This window comes from Fontimonas sp. FW305-C-3, assembly GCF_058783185.1.
On sequence record NZ_JBYSYK010000005.1, the window covers coordinates 82,865 to 97,126 of the forward strand.

General features: G+C 63.6%; 17 protein-coding genes. 11 read left to right on the top strand and 6 right to left on the bottom strand.

The window, feature by feature from the left end; genetic code table 11:
• Positions 1-194: 194 nt before the first annotated feature.
• The 3 genes from AC3WUF_RS19090 to AC3WUF_RS19100 are packed head-to-tail and all read right to left on the bottom strand — an operon-like array spanning position 195 to position 3,489.
• Entirely contained in the window at positions 195-1,259 is a 1,065-nt protein-coding gene (locus AC3WUF_RS19090) for a PilT/PilU family type 4a pilus ATPase (protein WP_492428606.1), read from the bottom strand.
• A gap of 6 nt (positions 1,260-1,265) precedes the next feature.
• Positions 1,266-2,432, bottom strand: a complete 1,167-nt coding sequence (locus AC3WUF_RS19095) for a PilT/PilU family type 4a pilus ATPase (protein ID WP_492428608.1) — start codon at positions 2,430-2,432, stop codon at positions 1,266-1,268.
• Between the two features lie 16 nt (positions 2,433-2,448).
• Positions 2,449-3,489 carry a type IV pilus twitching motility protein PilT gene (locus AC3WUF_RS19100; protein WP_492428610.1) on the bottom strand — a complete coding sequence of 347 codons (1,041 nt, stop codon included), beginning with the start codon at positions 3,487-3,489 and terminating at the stop codon, positions 2,449-2,451.
• 118 nt (positions 3,490-3,607) lie between these two features.
• Between AC3WUF_RS19100 and AC3WUF_RS19105 the strand changes: the two genes are divergently transcribed.
• Both AC3WUF_RS19105 and AC3WUF_RS19110 read left to right on the top strand, forming a co-directional pair.
• Positions 3,608-4,291, top strand: a complete 684-nt coding sequence (locus tag AC3WUF_RS19105) for a YggS family pyridoxal phosphate-dependent enzyme (protein ID WP_492428612.1) — start codon at positions 3,608-3,610, stop codon at positions 4,289-4,291.
• 171 nt (positions 4,292-4,462) lie between these two features.
• Positions 4,463-5,710, top strand: coding sequence for a DUF445 domain-containing protein (locus AC3WUF_RS19110; RefSeq protein WP_492428614.1), 1,248 nt, complete (start codon positions 4,463-4,465; stop codon positions 5,708-5,710).
• Positions 5,711-5,714: 4 nt separating this feature from the next.
• On the opposite strand, the gene AC3WUF_RS19115 is transcribed toward AC3WUF_RS19110, so the two are convergent.
• Positions 5,715-6,188, bottom strand: a complete 474-nt coding sequence (locus AC3WUF_RS19115) for an SRPBCC family protein (protein ID WP_492428616.1) — start codon at positions 6,186-6,188, stop codon at positions 5,715-5,717.
• Between the two features lie 131 nt (positions 6,189-6,319).
• Here AC3WUF_RS19115 and rpiA point away from each other — a divergent pair, with 131 nt between their 5' ends.
• Positions 6,320-6,988 carry a ribose-5-phosphate isomerase RpiA gene (gene rpiA / locus AC3WUF_RS19120; protein WP_492428618.1) on the top strand — a complete coding sequence of 223 codons (669 nt, stop codon included), beginning with the start codon at positions 6,320-6,322 and terminating at the stop codon, positions 6,986-6,988.
• Between the two features lie 68 nt (positions 6,989-7,056).
• Here rpiA and AC3WUF_RS19125 read toward each other — a convergent pair whose 3' ends face one another.
• Together AC3WUF_RS19125 and AC3WUF_RS19130 are read right to left on the bottom strand one after the other, a co-directional pair.
• The gene (locus AC3WUF_RS19125; RefSeq protein ID WP_492428620.1) at positions 7,057-7,323 is read right to left on the bottom strand and encodes an RNA recognition motif domain-containing protein; all 267 of its coding nucleotides are present in this window, start codon (positions 7,321-7,323) and stop codon (positions 7,057-7,059) included.
• Between the two features lie 32 nt (positions 7,324-7,355).
• Positions 7,356-8,807, bottom strand: a complete 1,452-nt coding sequence (locus tag AC3WUF_RS19130) for a DEAD/DEAH box helicase (RefSeq protein WP_492428622.1) — start codon at positions 8,805-8,807, stop codon at positions 7,356-7,358.
• A 302-nt stretch (positions 8,808-9,109) separates the two neighbouring features.
• Between AC3WUF_RS19130 and AC3WUF_RS19135 the strand changes: the two genes are divergently transcribed.
• The 8 genes from AC3WUF_RS19135 to AC3WUF_RS19170 all read left to right on the top strand — a co-directional run bounded on the left by AC3WUF_RS19135 (position 9,110) and on the right by AC3WUF_RS19170 (position 14,256).
• Positions 9,110-9,604 (top strand): DUF4399 domain-containing protein, encoded by a 495-nt coding sequence (locus AC3WUF_RS19135; RefSeq protein ID WP_492428624.1) that lies wholly within the window; start codon positions 9,110-9,112, stop codon positions 9,602-9,604.
• A gap of 37 nt (positions 9,605-9,641) precedes the next feature.
• A complete protein-coding gene (locus AC3WUF_RS19140) occupies positions 9,642-11,114 on the top strand; it encodes an RNA polymerase factor sigma-54 (RefSeq protein ID WP_492428626.1) in 1,473 nt (490 codons plus the stop codon).
• Positions 11,115-11,142: 28 nt separating this feature from the next.
• The gene (hpf, locus tag AC3WUF_RS19145) at positions 11,143-11,460 is read left to right on the top strand and encodes a ribosome hibernation-promoting factor, HPF/YfiA family (RefSeq protein ID WP_492428628.1); all 318 of its coding nucleotides are present in this window, start codon (positions 11,143-11,145) and stop codon (positions 11,458-11,460) included.
• Positions 11,461-11,572: 112 nt separating this feature from the next.
• Positions 11,573-12,031, top strand: coding sequence for a PTS IIA-like nitrogen regulatory protein PtsN (ptsN, locus tag AC3WUF_RS19150; protein WP_492428630.1), 459 nt, complete (start codon positions 11,573-11,575; stop codon positions 12,029-12,031).
• A gap of 15 nt (positions 12,032-12,046) precedes the next feature.
• A complete protein-coding gene (locus AC3WUF_RS19155; protein WP_492428632.1) occupies positions 12,047-12,619 on the top strand; it encodes a hypothetical protein in 573 nt (190 codons plus the stop codon).
• A 33-nt stretch (positions 12,620-12,652) separates the two neighbouring features.
• Positions 12,653-13,549, top strand: coding sequence for an RNase adapter RapZ (gene rapZ, locus AC3WUF_RS19160; RefSeq protein WP_492428634.1), 897 nt, complete (start codon positions 12,653-12,655; stop codon positions 13,547-13,549).
• Positions 13,546-13,962 (top strand): PTS sugar transporter subunit IIA, encoded by a 417-nt coding sequence (locus AC3WUF_RS19165; protein ID WP_492428636.1) that lies wholly within the window; start codon positions 13,546-13,548, stop codon positions 13,960-13,962. Before rapZ ends, AC3WUF_RS19165 begins: the two co-directional genes overlap by 4 nt.
• A 27-nt stretch (positions 13,963-13,989) precedes the next feature.
• Positions 13,990-14,256: an HPr family phosphocarrier protein gene (locus AC3WUF_RS19170; protein WP_492428638.1), complete on the top strand. Its 267-nt coding sequence runs from the start codon at positions 13,990-13,992 to the stop codon at positions 14,254-14,256.
• Positions 14,257-14,262: the final 6 nt, after the last annotated feature.

Genomic DNA, 14,262 nt, shown 5'->3' on the forward strand with positions numbered 1-14,262 from the left:
TCCTTGTCCTGCTTAGGCCCCTTTGGGGCGATTTATAGTTCAGTTGCCCTGCATGCCGTACCGCACATGCCTGACAACCTCGAAAAACGGTCGCGGATTGTACCCACCGACGCCCGGTGGCGCAATATGCCGGGAATAACGAAGTGACCAGCGCAGCCCAGATTCTGGCGAACTTTTGACCAAATCGGCCCTGCTCAGGTCCCGAAATTGATCTTCGCCTCCAGATTCGTCCGCGAATCGGCATTGGCCAGGGCTTCCTCAAGCGCAATCGCGCCGGACTGGTAGAGGCCGTACAGCGAGGCGTCGAAGGTCAGCATGCCCTTGTCGGAGGACTGGTTCATCGCCTCCTTCAGCTCGTCGATGCGCTGGTTGAGGATCAGATCCTGGATGAACGGCGTGTTGACCATCACCTCCATCGCCGCGCAGCGCTTGCCGTCCTTGCGCTTGACCAGGCGCTGCGAAACGATCGCGCGCAGGGTCAGCGAGAGATCCATATAGAGCTGGCCGCGCACCGCTTCCGGATACAGGTTCACGATGCGCTGCAGCGCCTGATAGGCGTTGTTGGCGTGCAGCGTCGAGATCGCCAGATGGCCGGTATTGGCGAGCTGGATGCAGGCATCCATGGTTTCGCGGGTGCGCACCTCGCCGACCAGGATCACGTCCGGCGCCTCACGCAGCGAACTCTTCAGCGCGCGCTCGTAGCTGACCGTGTCCTGCCCGACCTCGCGCTGGTTGATGATGCTGCGCACGTTCGGGTGAATGAACTCGATCGGGTCCTCGATCGTCAGGATATGGCCGGACTGGGTTTCGTTGCGGTGATTGATCATCGCCGCCAGCGTTGTCGACTTGCCCGAGCCGGTCGCGCCGACCATCAGCACCAGGCCGCGCTTGTGCTGGATCAAATCCTTGAGCACCGACGGCAGGCCGGGGATGTCGTCGAGCCGCGGCACCGACGAGCGCACGTAGCGCAGCACCATGCCGAGCGAACCGCGCTGGTTGAAGATGTTGACGCGGAAGCGTCCGAGGCCGCCGGCCTCGGTCGCCAGGTCGATCTCCCAGTGCTCGTTCAGATGCGCCTGCTGTTCTGGTGTCAGGATCGAGTGGGCGATTTCCTTGATGAACTCGCGCGTCAGGATCTGCTTGCCGATCGGCATCAGCTCGCCTTCGATCTTGATCTGCGCCGGCGCGTTGGCGGTAAAGAACAGGTCCGAGCCGTTCTTCTCGATGCACAGCTTGAGGTACGGCAGAATCTTGAGCATGGCGGATCAGCGGCGCAGCACGTTGGCGGATTCGTCTTCCTTCATGCGCATGCGGCGCACACCCTCGTCCTCAAGCAGGTTCTGCTGCGCGCGCTTGGATTCAAGCTTGATGCGCAGGCGGATTTCGTTCTGCGAGTCGGCGTTGCGCACGGCCTCGTCGTAGCCGATCTGGCCTTCCTCGAAGAGCTGGAACAGGAACTGGTCGAAAGTGATCATGCCCTGCTCGTTCGAGCGCGCCATGACTTCCTTGATGCCGGCGACTTCGCCCTTGAAGATCAGGTCGGCAATCAGCGGCGAGTTGATCAGGATCTCCATCGCCGCGACGCGGCCGCCGCCTTCCTTGCGGATCAGGCGCTGCGAGATGATCGACTTGAGGTTCAGCGACAAGTCCATCAGCAGCTGTTCGCGCTTTTCTTCCGGGAAGAAGTTGATGATGCGATCCAGCGCCTGGTTGGAGCTGTTGGCGTGCAGCGTGGCCAGCACGAGGTGACCGGTTTCGGCGAAGTTGACCGCGTATTCCATGCCCTCGCGGGTACGGATTTCGCCGATCAGGATGACGTCCGGCGCCTGACGCAACGTGTTCTTCAGCGCGTTTTCCCAGCTGTAGGTATCGGTGCCGACTTCGCGCTGGGTGACGATGCAGCCGATATGCGGATGCACGTATTCGATCGGATCCTCGATCGTGATGATGTGGCCGCGCGTGTTCTGGTTGCGGTAACCGACCATCGACGCCAGCGAGGTCGACTTGCCCGAGCCGGTCGCACCGACCATCAGCACCAGACCGCGCTTCTCCATGACGATCTTCGCCAGCTGCGGCGGCAGGCCGAGCTGTTCGAAGGTCGGGATCTCGGTATTGATCGTACGCAGCACCCCGCCGACGCGGCCCTGCTGGATGAAGGCGTTGACGCGGAAACGGCCGATGCCCGGCGGCGAGATCGCGAAGTTGCACTCATTGGTCGATTCGAAATCCTTGATCTGCCGGTCGTTCATCAGCGAGCGCATGATGATCGCCGAGGCTTCCGCCGGCAGTGCCTTGTCCATCACCGGCGTCATCTGGCCATCGAGCTTGATGGCCGGCGGAAAGCCGGTCGTGATGAACAGGTCGGAAGCTCCTTTCTGCTTCATCAGCGCCAGCAGCTGCTGGACCAGTTTTATGCCTTGTTCGCGATCCATGCTCGGGCTCTGGTGATTAGACGGTGAAGTTGCGCGGATCGGCGGATTTGTAGCGCGCCTCTTCGACCGACGTCAGGCCCTTGCGGACCATTTCCTTGAGGCACTGGTCGAGGGTCTGCATGCCTTCCTTCTGGCCGGTCTGGATCGAGCTGTACATCTGCGCGATCTTGTTCTCGCGGATCAGGTTACGGATGGCGGGCGAACCGATCATGATCTCGTGCGCCGCGACGCGGCCGCCGCCCTTGCGCTTGAGCAGGGTCTGCGAAATCACCGCGCGCAGCGATTCCGACAGCATCGCGCGGACCATGTCCTTTTCCGCCGCCGGGAAGACGTCGACGATACGGTCGACCGTCTTCGCCGCGCTGGACGTATGCAGCGTGCCGAACACCAAGTGGCCGGTTTCCGCGGCGGTCAGCGCGAGGCGAATGGTTTCGAGATCGCGCATTTCGCCGACGAGGATGACGTCGGGGTCTTCGCGCAATGCGGAGCGCAAGGCTTCGTTGAAGCCCAGCGTGTCGCGGTGCACTTCGCGCTGGTTGATCAGGCAGCGCTTGGCCTGGTGGACGAATTCGATCGGATCCTCGACGGTGAGGATATGGCCGTACTCGTTTTCATTGATGTGGTTGACCATCGCGGCCAGCGTCGTCGACTTGCCGGAGCCGGTCGGGCCGGTCACCAGCACGATGCCGCGCGGCGTCTCGGAGATCTCCTTGAAGATGCCGGGGCACTTGAGGTCTTCCAGCGACATGATCTTCGACGGAATGGTACGGAATACCGCGCCGGCGCCGCGTGCCTGGGTGAAGGCATTGACGCGGAAGCGCGCGAGGCCGGGAATCTCGAACGAGAAATCGGTTTCGAGGAATTCGTCCCAGGCCTTGCGCTGCTTGTCGTTCATGATGTCGTACACCATGTCGTGGACCTGCTTGTGGTCCAGCACCGGCAAGTTGATGCGTTTGACGTCGCCGTCGACACGGATCATCGGCTCGATGCCGGCCGACAGGTGAAGATCCGAGGCCCCCTGCTTCACGCTGAAGGTCAGTAGCTGCGCAATATCCATGCGGATGCTCTAGAGATTTCGTTATTGTTCCCGCCCCTGCCTTCCCCTCGGGCGGCAAGGCGGTCCGACGTGGAATGTTACTGCACAGACGTTAAAGACTATTCGGGGTAGAGGCAACATGACGCAGATCGCAGCGCAAATCACTGCCGTGCGGCAGCGCATCGCCGCCGCCTGTGCCGCCGCCGGCAGAACCGCGGCGGAAGTCGAGCTGCTGGCCGTCAGCAAGACCTTCGGCGCCGACGCCGTGCGCGCCGCGGCGGCCGCCGGCCAGGTCCATTTCGGCGAGAACTACCTGCAGGAGGCGCTGGACAAGCAGGCCGAACTGCGCGACCTGGACCTGGTCTGGCATTTCCTCGGCCCGCTGCAGTCGAACAAGACCCGCGCGGTGGCCGAGCATTTCCACTGGGTCCACAGCGTGGATCGCCTGAAAGTTGCGCAAAGATTGTCCGAACAGCGGCCGCCGTCGCTGCCGCCGCTGCAGGTCTGCGTGCAGGTGAATATCTCCGGCGAGGACAGCAAGTCCGGGTGCCTGCCGTCCGAAGCGCCGGCCTTGTGCCGGGCCGTTGCGGCGTTGCCGGGCCTGCGACTGCGTGGGCTGATGGCGATCCCCGCGCCGCTGGCCGCCGGCGGCGACGCGCGTGCGCCCTACCGTGCGCTGCGGTCGCTGCAGCACAGCATGGACGATCTGCATCCTGCGCTCGACAGTCTCTCCGCCGGCATGTCGGACGATCTGGAAGCCGCAGTTGCCGAAGGTGCCACGATGGTCCGCATCGGCACGGCGATTTTCGGCAGACGCGGCTAGGGCCCGAGCGGCGAAGGATCGCGGCCGTACCGCCAGACAGGCTGTCAGCGCGGTCGTTGCTTTTGGGCGGCGCTTGTCCTCACTATCCGTCACCGATAACGGCCAACAACCGGTGACTGCCCGCGAGCAGCGCCGCGCGCCGACAGAATCAGGTTACGGGGGCAGGTGGAGATGCTGGAGAGCCTACACGCCGCACTGTTGTCCGCGCAGGCGACTTTTGTCGCGCAATGGTGGCTGTTCCTGTCGATGCCGATCATTGCCGCGATCATCGGTTACGTCACCAAGATTGCCGCGGTGCGCATGATGTTCGAGCCGCTGGAGTTCGTCGGCATCAAGCCCTATCTGGGCTGGCAGGGCGTGATTCCGCGCAAGGCCGAGAAGATGGCGAGCATCGCCGTCGACGTCATCACCCGCCGCCTGATCACGGTCGAGGAAATCTTCTCGCGCCTCGATCCGCGCGAGATTGCCAACCAGATCGAAAAACCGATGCTCGGCGCGGTCGAGCAGATCACCCGCGAAGTGCTGTCTCAGCACCAACCCGGCCTGTGGGAGATGCTGCCGAATTTCGCACGCGAACGGCTGATCAAGCGCGTCCAGGCCGAAGCACCGCAGGTCGTCGCGCAGGTGATGTCCGAGCTGCGCGCCAACGTGCGCCAGGTGTTCGATCTCAAGCACATGGTCATCGGCGCGCTGATGCGCGACAAGCGACTGCTCAATCGCGTCTTCGCCGAAGTCGGCCGCAAGGAGTTCCGCTTCTTCGGTCATTCCGGCCTCGTGTTCGGCTTCATGATCGGCATCGTCCAGATGGTCGTCTGGCTGTTCTACCAGTCGCCCTGGATCCTGCCGGCCTTCGGCCTGTTCATCGGTTTTGCGTCGGACTGGCTGGCGCTGCAGATGCTGTTCCATCCGAAGAAGCCGGTGAAGATTCTCGGCCTGACCTATCAAGGCCTGTTCCTGCGCCGCCAGCAGGAAGTTTCACGCGACTACGCGCGCCTGGTCGCCGACCAGATCATCACGCCGGCCAACATCTGGCAGGCCATCCTCGAAGGCCCGGGCTCGGATCGCCTGTTCGCGCTGGTGCAGAAGCACGTCGAACAGATGGTCGACGAGCAGGCCGGCATCGCGCGGCCGCTGGTCGCCTTCGCGATCGGCTCACGGCGCTACCAGGACATGAAGAAATCGGTCACATCCAAGCTGGTCGAAGCCCTGCCGCAGACCCTGCGTCACGTCGACAACTACGCGGAAGGGGCGATGGACATCCGCAACACCCTGACCGAGCGCATGCAGAAACTCAGCCCCGAGGAGTTCGAGGGCATGCTGCGCCCGGCGTTCAAGGAAGACGAATGGTCGCTGATCATCGTCGGCGCGGTGCTGGGCTTCATCGTCGGTGAGCTGCAGACCTTCATGCTGCTGCACTGAGCCGCTACAGCGGACTGCCATCCGTCAGACGGCAGATTCTGTGGGTCATATCCCACAGCATCCTGTGCAGGCTGCGGCGCAACAGGCCCGTGAACGGGCGCATCAAGCCCTTGCATTGGAAATGGATGGCCCATTGCAGCTCGCAGCGCCCCAACCCGCGCGGGATCAGGGTGACCCGCCCCATATAGTCCTGGACCAGACGGTCCATCAGCGGCGTGCCGGTCGACACAAGGATGTAGTCCATCCGCTGCGGCGCCTGCAGCAGCACGACTTGCTCCACAGCGGTCGTACCGTTGCCCATCGTCACGTAACGGACCGAGCCGACCGCCAGCCGTTTGCCGCCGTCCGGATGCTCGATCCGCACCCCGCGGCAGCCGGGAATCCACTGTTGCATGCCTTCCGCGGTGCTGAGCAGCCCGAACGCCCGCTGTATATCGACGCGTAACTCGGCGAGGATTTCGAACTGCTGCGGCGCCATTGCGGTACTCCCCGAGGTGAACGGCATTTAAGCATTTGCGACCTCGTTATGTGAGCCCCCGGTAACCCCGCGCTGTCGCCGCAGTTCCGATTTGCTAGGCTGCGCGCCCGTCCCATGCACGATGCCCGCCCATGTCCGCCGATACCGCCAAACGTCTTGCCGCCGAAGCCGCCCTTGCCTATATCGAGCCGGGCGAAGTCCTGGGCGTCGGCACCGGTTCGACGGTCAATCATTTCATCGACCTGATCGCCGAGAAACGCCTGATCGGCGACATTCCCGGCGCGGTATCGTCGTCGAACGCCAGCACCGAGCGGCTCAAGAAGGTCGGTATTCCGGTGCTCGATCTGAACCGGACCGGCACGCTGTCGATCTACGTCGACGGCGCCGACGAGGCGAACAAGCACCTGCAGCTGATCAAGGGCGGCGGCGCGGCACTGACGCGCGAGAAGATCGTTGCGGCCGCCAGCCGCAAGTTCATCTGCATCGCCGACGAATCGAAGCTGGTCGGCGTACTCGGCAAGTTTCCGCTGCCGATCGAAGTCATCCCGATGGCGCAGTCCTACATCGGCCGCGAGCTGACCCGCCTGGGTGGCCATCCGGTGCTGCGCAAGGACGTGACGACCGACAACGGCAACGTCATTATCGACGTCCACAACCTCGATATCGTCGATCCGCTCAAGCTCGAAGCGGAGATCAACAGCCTCGCCGGCGTCGTCTGCGTGGGGCTGTTCGCCAAGCGCCCGGCCGATGTGCTGATTCTCGGCGGCGCCGGTGGCGTGCGTACGCTCAAGGCTTCGTAAGCAGCCGACAAGCAGGCACAAAAAAACCCACCTGATGTCAGGTGGGTTTTTTGTTGAAGCTCGACAACTTAGCGGCGGCCGCCCTTCTTCATGTCGCGCGGCTGCTCTTCGTTGACCTTCATCGGCTTGCCGCGCAGGTCCTTGCCGTTCAGGCCGGCAATCGCGGCACGTGCTTCGTGGCCTTCCATCTCGATGAAGCCAAAGCCCTTGCACTGGCCGCTGAACACGTCCTGCACCAGCTTGATCGAGAACACCTTGCCGAACGTGGCGAAGATCTCGGTGAGCTCGCGCTCCGTGGTATCGGCAGGCAGGTTTCCGGCGAAGACTCGTTTCATGCGGTACTCCTAGTAAATTGCTACAAAAATCCTTAACGGCCGCCCCGATGGCGGCCTCCCTGATTCGACTGGCCCGGAGCGCCGCCCTGCGGGGCACGCCGGCCATCGCCACGCCCACGTCCCGGTGCCGCCGACGCGGGCCTGCGCTCGCCCTGTGCGTTGCCGCCCTGGCTCTGGCCGTTGCCGGCCGGCTTGCGCTGACCGCCGCCCGGATGAGCCGCGTGGCCATTCGCGCGTGCGGCGCCGTTGCCGCTGCGTGGCTGCTGATGGCGACCGCCGTGACGATGACCACGGCCTTCGCGCGGCGGCCGCGCGTCCTCATCCCTGGCGGATTCGGAGCGCGGACGCGGCGTGAAGCCATCGACCTCAAACGCTTCAATGCTGCGCTTCAGCAGTTTTTCAATACCCTTCCACTCGTCGTACTCCTCCTTGCAGACCAGCGAGATCGCCTCGCCCGTCTCGCCGGCACGGCCGGTACGGCCGATGCGGTGCACATAGTCCTCAGGCACCGCCGGCAGCTCGAAGTTCACGACATGCGGAAGCAGCTCGATATCCAGACCGCGGGCGGCGATATCGGTGGCAACCAGCGCGCGGACGCTACCATCCTTGAAACCGGCCAGTGCCTTGGTGCGCGCATTCTGGCTTTTGTTCCCGTGCAGCGCGGCGGCATTGATGCCGTCCTTGATCAGGCGCTCCATCAGGCGGTTGGCGCCGTGCTTGGTGCGCGTGAAGATCAGCACCTGCTTCCAGTTGAATTTGCTGATCATGTAACCGACCAGCTCGGCCTTGTGGGCCTTGTCGACGAAGATCGCGCGCTGGGTCACCGCCGTGGCGGCGCTGTTGCGCGGCGCGATGTCGATCGTCGCCGGGTTGTGCAGCAGGCCTTCGGCAAGCTTGCGGATGTCCGGCGAGAACGTCGCCGAGAACATCAGATTCTGGCGCTGCTTGGGCAGCTTCTCGATGACGCGGCGGATGTCGCGGATGAAGCCCATGTCGAGCATGCGATCGGCTTCGTCGAGCACCAGGAACTCGACCTTCGACAGATCGATCGTACGCTGGCTGACGTGGTCGAGCAGACGACCCGGCGTGGCGACGACGATGTCCGCACCGCGGCGCAGCGCATCGATCTGCGGGTTGATGCTGACGCCACCGAAGATCAGCACCGTGCGAACCGTCGGCAGGTGCTTGCTGTAGGTGCGGATGCTTTCCTCGACCTGGGCGGCGAGTTCGCGGGTCGGCACCAGCACCAGCGCACGCACCGGACGGCGCGCGCCTTCGGCGGGAGGATTGGCCTGCAGACGCTGCAGCATCGGCAGGGTGAAGGCAGCGGTCTTGCCGGTACCGGTCTGCGCGGCAGCGAGCAGATCGCGGCCGGCAAGAATCTCGGGAACCGAGCGCTGTTGAATCGGGGTGGGCGTCGAATAGCCCTGTTCGGCCACGGCGCGAACAATGTTCGGCGCAAGGCCTAGTCCATCAAATGACACGTGAAACTCCTGAATAGTGCTTCAGGCGGCTCGAAAGCCGCCTATGGCCTGCCTGGCAAGCAGTGCTTACCGGGGCCGGTTCAGGCAAAGGGTTGATACGGGACGGATGTCACCGAGAGGTCTGCGACCATGGGCCAGAGGCTGGCCAAACGGGGTGCGCAAACCGGTATGCGCCACAAACGGGCGGCAGTATAGCGATCTGGCGCTGATTCACCTAATCTTCACCATAACGGCACGCAAATTCCATGCCGAAAAAATAGCCACCGCCCCCCCACGAACAGCCCACTGAAACGGATCCGCCAATGAAAACCACCGCCATTGCCACCGCCGTTGCCATCGTCGCCGCCTGCAGCAGCTTCAGTGCGCAGGCCGACACCTGGAAAGATCTCAAAGGCGCCGCCAAGGCCCAGGCCAACCAGCGCGCCGAAGTCGAGCTGGGACTGCCGCAGGCCGCGACCGCCGGCGCCAAGGCCTACATCGTTTCGCCGCTGGACGGTGCCGAAGTCAGCAGCCCGGTCAAGGTCGTCTTCGGCCTGTCCGGCATGGGCGTTGCCCCGGCTGGCGTCAACCAGACCGGCACCGGCCATCACCATCTGCTGATCGACGGGCCGGAAGTCGACTTCACGAAGCCGCTGCCGGCGACGGACCAGATCAAGCATTTCGGCGGCGGCCAGACCGAGACGTCGCTGGAACTCAAGCCGGGCAAGCACACGCTGCAGCTCGTGCTCGGCGACTGGAAGCATCAGCCGCAGAACCCGACGGTGCTGTCGGAAAAGATCACGATCACGGTCAAGTGAGACCTGGCGCCGTCACCTCGATCGGACACGCTCACGCATGAAGGCAGCACTGGGACTGCGACTGGGTCAGTCGCTGACGATGACGCCGGCGCTGCAGCAGGCCATCCGTCTGCTGCAGCTGTCCAGCCTCGATCTGCAGCAGGAAATCGAGCAGGCGCTGGAATCCAACATCCTGCTGGAGCGCGACGACTCAGCACCGGACGGCGCCGATAGCGGCGAAGACACGTACAGCGCCGGCGATGCTGCCGGCGAAGAGGGGGGCGACAGCGAGGGCGTCACCAAGGAAGTCGGCACCGATAGCGACATCCCGGACGAGTTGCCGGTCGATGCCGATTGGGGCGATGTCTTCGACGACCTGCCGGCACAGCCGCGCAGCGGCGACGACGAAGAACTGCGCGAGTTCATGGAAGCCAACCGCCGCGCGGCGACCGGCCTCTACGAACACCTGCTCGAACAGGCCCGCGCCGCGCCCTTCACACTGCGCCAGACGGAGATCGCGGCTTTCCTGATCGATGCCGTCGACGAGGACGGCTATCTACGCGAGTGGGACGAACTCAAGGCGCAGATCGTCGCTGCGCTGCAGGTCAGCGTGGCGGAAGTCGACGCCGTGCTGGCGATGGTCCAGGAGTTCGATCCGCTCGGCGTCGGCGCGCGCGACCTCGGCGAGTGCCTGCGACTGCAGATCGAGGCCCTGCCGGCACGTACGCCGGGCGCGAACCTTGCTCTGCAAATTGTCGGCAATCACATGATGCTGCTGGCGCGTCACGATCTCGCCGCGCTGGGGCGCAGCACCCATGCCGCCGAGGCCGAGCTGCGGGTCGCGGTGGATCTGATTCAGTCCATGCAGCCGCGTCCAGGGCGCCCTTTCCAGGTTCACGAAGCGGATTACATCACCCCCGATGTCTTTGTTTTGAAACGCAATGGTCGCTGGACCGTGCGCCTGAACCCGGAACACATGCCGCGCCTGCGGATCAGTGGTCAGTACCAGGGCATGATCCGCCGCGCCGACAGCTCGCGCGACCAGACCATGCTCAAGCAGCACTTGCAGGAAGCCCGATACTTTTTGAGCAGTCTGGAGGCGCGCAATGAAACTCTTTTGCGGGTTGCGCACTCCATAGTTGAAGAACAACGTGCTTTCTTGGAATATGGACCCGAGGCGATGCGACCTTTGGTCCTCAGAGACATCGCCGAACAGCTGGGCATACATGAATCAACCGTATCGCGCGCCACAGCCAACAAGTACATGCTCACTCCGCGTGGGCTCTGCGAACTCAAATATTTTTTCTCCAGCCACGTCCAGACCACGGGCGGCGGCATCTGCTCGGCTACGGCAATCCAGGCCATGATCAAACGCCTGGTGACTGCCGAAAGCCCCAACCGTCCGCTGTCCGACGCCAGCCTTTCCGACATGCTGCTCAAGGAAGGCATTCAAGTTGCGCGACGTACGGTCGCTAAATACCGCGAAGGCCTGGGAATCCCTCCCTCGCATGAGCGCAAACCGCCGGCTTGAATCCGCCGGCACTTCACAGGAGGCCACGATGAATTTGAACATCTCCGGACACCATGTCGAAGTCACACCCCCGATGCGGGAATACGTTGTCACCAAGCTCAAGAGGCTGGAACGACACTTCGACCATCTGATCAGTGCGGAGGTTGTTTTATCCGTCGAGAAGCTGCGTCAGAAAGCCGAAGCCACCGTGCACGCCAGCGGCGCCAATCTGCACGCCGAGGCCACGGACGGCGATCTCTACGCCGCGATCGACATGCTCACGGACAAGCTCGACCAGCAGACGCGCAAGTACAAGGAAAAGATCCGCGACCATCATCAGAAGGAAGCGCACAAGCGCATGAGCTAGCAGCAGTTCGGGCGAACACGGCTGACCGCGACGCGGTTAGAATCACCGTCATTCGCGAGGGCCCGGGTACGCCTCGTACCCGGGCCCTTCGTTTTTCACAGGAAAGCTACGCATGAAGATCGCCGAAATTCTGTCGCCTGACCGTGTCAGTCAGGGGCACACTTTCACCAGCAAGAAGAAGGCGCTTGAAGAACTCGCTGCCCTGCTCGCGCGTGGCGTGCCCGGCGTCCAGGCCAGCGATATCCTGACCAGCCTCGCGGCCCGTGAAAAACTCGGCAGCACCGGCCTGGGCCATGGCGTCGCGATCCCGCATGGCCGCATGGCCGGCGTCACCCAGAGCGTCGGCGCTTTCATGCGCCTCAAGCATCCGCTGGACTACGACGCGCATGACGGCCAGGCCGTCGATCTCGTGTTCGGCCTGCTCGTTCCGCAGGGCGCAACCGAAACCCACCTGAAGCATCTGGCCGCGATTGCCGAGATGTTTTCCGACAGCAGCTTCTGCCAGAAAGCCCGCGAGTCCGCCGACGAAGGCGCGTTGTTCCAACTCGTGAGTGGCTACACCCCGGCCTGATTTCCGGAGCGCGCCATGCCCAGCGGCGCCGTGCCGCCAGCGATCACACTGCATGGCGTGTTGATGCAGGTTCATGGAATGGGCGTGCTGCTGACCGGCGCCAGCGGCGTCGGCAAAAGCGAGCTGGCTCTGGAACTGCTCAGCCGCGGCCACCATCTGGTCGCCGATGATGCCGCCGATCTGAGCGTGCACAAAGGCCGGGTCCATGGCCGTTGCCCGCCCCTGCTACGCGGGTTTCTCGAAGCGCGCAGCCTCGGCATTCTGAATGTGCGGCGCATGTACGGTGGGCGCAGCCTGAAGCAGTCGACGCCGATCGATCTGATCATTGCACTTGATGCGCCGCTGCCCAAAGGCGACAGCGGCATCGAGCGCCTCAGCGGCCGGCGCGGCACGCGCGAGGTGCTGGGCATCGAAATCGCCGAAATCTCGATCCCGATACGCCTCGGGCATAATCTCGCGGTGTTGGTAGAGGCGGCGTGCCGCGATCTGAAGCTGCGGCGCGATGGATATCATGCCGACGAAGATCTGACGCGGCGCCAGCTGCTCGCGATCAAGAGCCAGCTCAAGAAGAATCCACAACGGAATTGAAGGTGAGTCTCTGATGCGGCAGCGGAGGTCGAGATGAAAGTCGTCATCGTCAGCGGCCTGTCGGGTGCAGGCAAGACCGTGGCCCTCAAGCAGTATGAGGACATGGGGTACTACTGCATCGACAACCTGCCGCTGCAGCTGTTCGCGCCGATCTCGCGCACCGCGTTGCGTGCCACCGAAAGTCGCTACAAGAATCTCGCCGTCGGCGTCGATGCGCGCGAGAACCCGACCGAGATCGAACGCTTTCCGCGTTATGTGCAGAAGCTGCGCGACCGCGGAATCGATATTCGCGTCATCTTCCTGCGCGCCGACGAATCGGTGCTGCTGCAGCGCTATTCCGACACCAAGCGCCGCCATCCGCTGGCGATTGGCGAACTGCCGCTGCTGGAAGCGATCCGCGCCGAGAAGGCTTTGCTCGCACCGATCGCCAGCGTCGCGGATGCGACGATCGACACCACCTACAAGAACCTGCACGAGCTGCGCGAGGAAATCCTCAATCAGATTCCCGGCGGCGGACCGGGCAAGCTGAGCGTGCAGCTGGAATCCTTCGGCTTTCGCAACGGCACGCCGGACAATGTCGACTTCCTGTTCGACGTGCGCTGCCTGCCCAATCCGCATTGGGAAGCCTCGCTGCGCAAGCTGTCCGGCCGCGATGCCGCCGTCGCCAAATGGTTTTCCCAGCAGCCCATCGTGCAGGACATGATCAACGACCTGCACCGGCTTCTGACGCGCTGGCTGCCCGAATACCGCAAGCAGGACCGCGCCTACGTGACGATCGCGATCGGCTGCACCGGCGGCCAGCATCGCAGCGTCTACATCGTCGAACGCCTGGCCGCGCTGCTGCGCGATCACTACGAACAACTGACTGTCCGTCATCGCGAGCTGTGGGACGCCACCCAGCAACGCAACCCTGTGGAGACCCCGGCATGAGTGGTGGCGTAGGACTGCGGACCGGGTTGCTGCTGGTGACCCACGGCAAGCTCGGCCATCACTTGCTCGATACCTTGCGCGAGATGCTTGGCGACCTGCCGCTGGCCTCGGACGTGCTGGAAGTGCGCCGCGTGTCGGCACACGACGTGCTGATCAGCCAGGGCCGCAAGATGATCGACCGTCTCGATTCGGGCGCCGGCGTGCTGATCCTGACCGATGCGTTCGGATCGACGCCGAGCAACATCGCCAACAAGCTCTGCACCGACGATCGCGTCGCCGTCGTTGCCGGCGTCAACCTGCCGATGCTGGTGCGCATCTTCAATTATCCGAATCTGCCGCTGGCCGAGATGACCCGCAGCGCCGTCGAAGGCGGCAGCCGCGGCATCATCGAGTGCCCGCGCCGGACCCCTTAGCCGCCAATCACTACCGAAGCGATCGCCATGGAACGTACCGTCGGAATCATCAACAAGCTCGGCCTGCATGCGCGCGCCGCGGCCAAGCTGGTTACCTTGGCAAGCAAGTTCGAGGCGGATGTGACGATCCGCAAGGACGGCCGCGAGGTCAGCGGCAAGTCGATCATGGGCGTGATGATGCTCGCCGCGGCGAAGGGCAGCGAAATCACCCTGATCGCCAATGGCAGCGACGCCGAACAGGCGCTCGACGAACTGACCCAGTTGATCGCGGATTGCTTCGGCGAAGACGAGTGATCGAAC

What these genes read in the sequence shown, in the direction of transcription:
- AC3WUF_RS19090 (WP_492428606.1), bottom strand. Translation starts at nt 1,259, where the DNA reads ATGCTCAAGATTCTGCCGTACCTCAAGCTGTGCATCGAGAAGAACGGC.
- AC3WUF_RS19095 (WP_492428608.1), bottom strand. Translation starts at nt 2,432, where the DNA reads ATGGATCGCGAACAAGGCATAAAACTGGTCCAGCAGCTGCTGGCGCTG.
- AC3WUF_RS19100 (WP_492428610.1), bottom strand. Translation starts at nt 3,489, where the DNA reads ATGGATATTGCGCAGCTACTGACCTTCAGCGTGAAGCAGGGGGCCTCG.
- AC3WUF_RS19105 (WP_492428612.1), top strand. Translation starts at nt 3,608, where the DNA reads ATGACGCAGATCGCAGCGCAAATCACTGCCGTGCGGCAGCGCATCGCC.
- AC3WUF_RS19110 (WP_492428614.1), top strand. Translation starts at nt 4,463, where the DNA reads ATGCTGGAGAGCCTACACGCCGCACTGTTGTCCGCGCAGGCGACTTTT.
- AC3WUF_RS19115 (WP_492428616.1), bottom strand. Translation starts at nt 6,188, where the DNA reads ATGGCGCCGCAGCAGTTCGAAATCCTCGCCGAGTTACGCGTCGATATA.
- rpiA (WP_492428618.1), top strand. Translation starts at nt 6,320, where the DNA reads ATGTCCGCCGATACCGCCAAACGTCTTGCCGCCGAAGCCGCCCTTGCC.
- AC3WUF_RS19125 (WP_492428620.1), bottom strand. Translation starts at nt 7,323, where the DNA reads ATGAAACGAGTCTTCGCCGGAAACCTGCCTGCCGATACCACGGAGCGC.
- AC3WUF_RS19135 (WP_492428624.1), top strand. Translation starts at nt 9,110, where the DNA reads ATGAAAACCACCGCCATTGCCACCGCCGTTGCCATCGTCGCCGCCTGC.
- AC3WUF_RS19140 (WP_492428626.1), top strand. Translation starts at nt 9,642, where the DNA reads ATGAAGGCAGCACTGGGACTGCGACTGGGTCAGTCGCTGACGATGACG.
- hpf (WP_492428628.1), top strand. Translation starts at nt 11,143, where the DNA reads ATGAATTTGAACATCTCCGGACACCATGTCGAAGTCACACCCCCGATG.
- ptsN (WP_492428630.1), top strand. Translation starts at nt 11,573, where the DNA reads ATGAAGATCGCCGAAATTCTGTCGCCTGACCGTGTCAGTCAGGGGCAC.
- AC3WUF_RS19155 (WP_492428632.1), top strand. Translation starts at nt 12,047, where the DNA reads ATGCCCAGCGGCGCCGTGCCGCCAGCGATCACACTGCATGGCGTGTTG.
- rapZ (WP_492428634.1), top strand. Translation starts at nt 12,653, where the DNA reads ATGAAAGTCGTCATCGTCAGCGGCCTGTCGGGTGCAGGCAAGACCGTG.
- AC3WUF_RS19165 (WP_492428636.1), top strand. Translation starts at nt 13,546, where the DNA reads ATGAGTGGTGGCGTAGGACTGCGGACCGGGTTGCTGCTGGTGACCCAC.
- AC3WUF_RS19170 (WP_492428638.1), top strand. Translation starts at nt 13,990, where the DNA reads ATGGAACGTACCGTCGGAATCATCAACAAGCTCGGCCTGCATGCGCGC.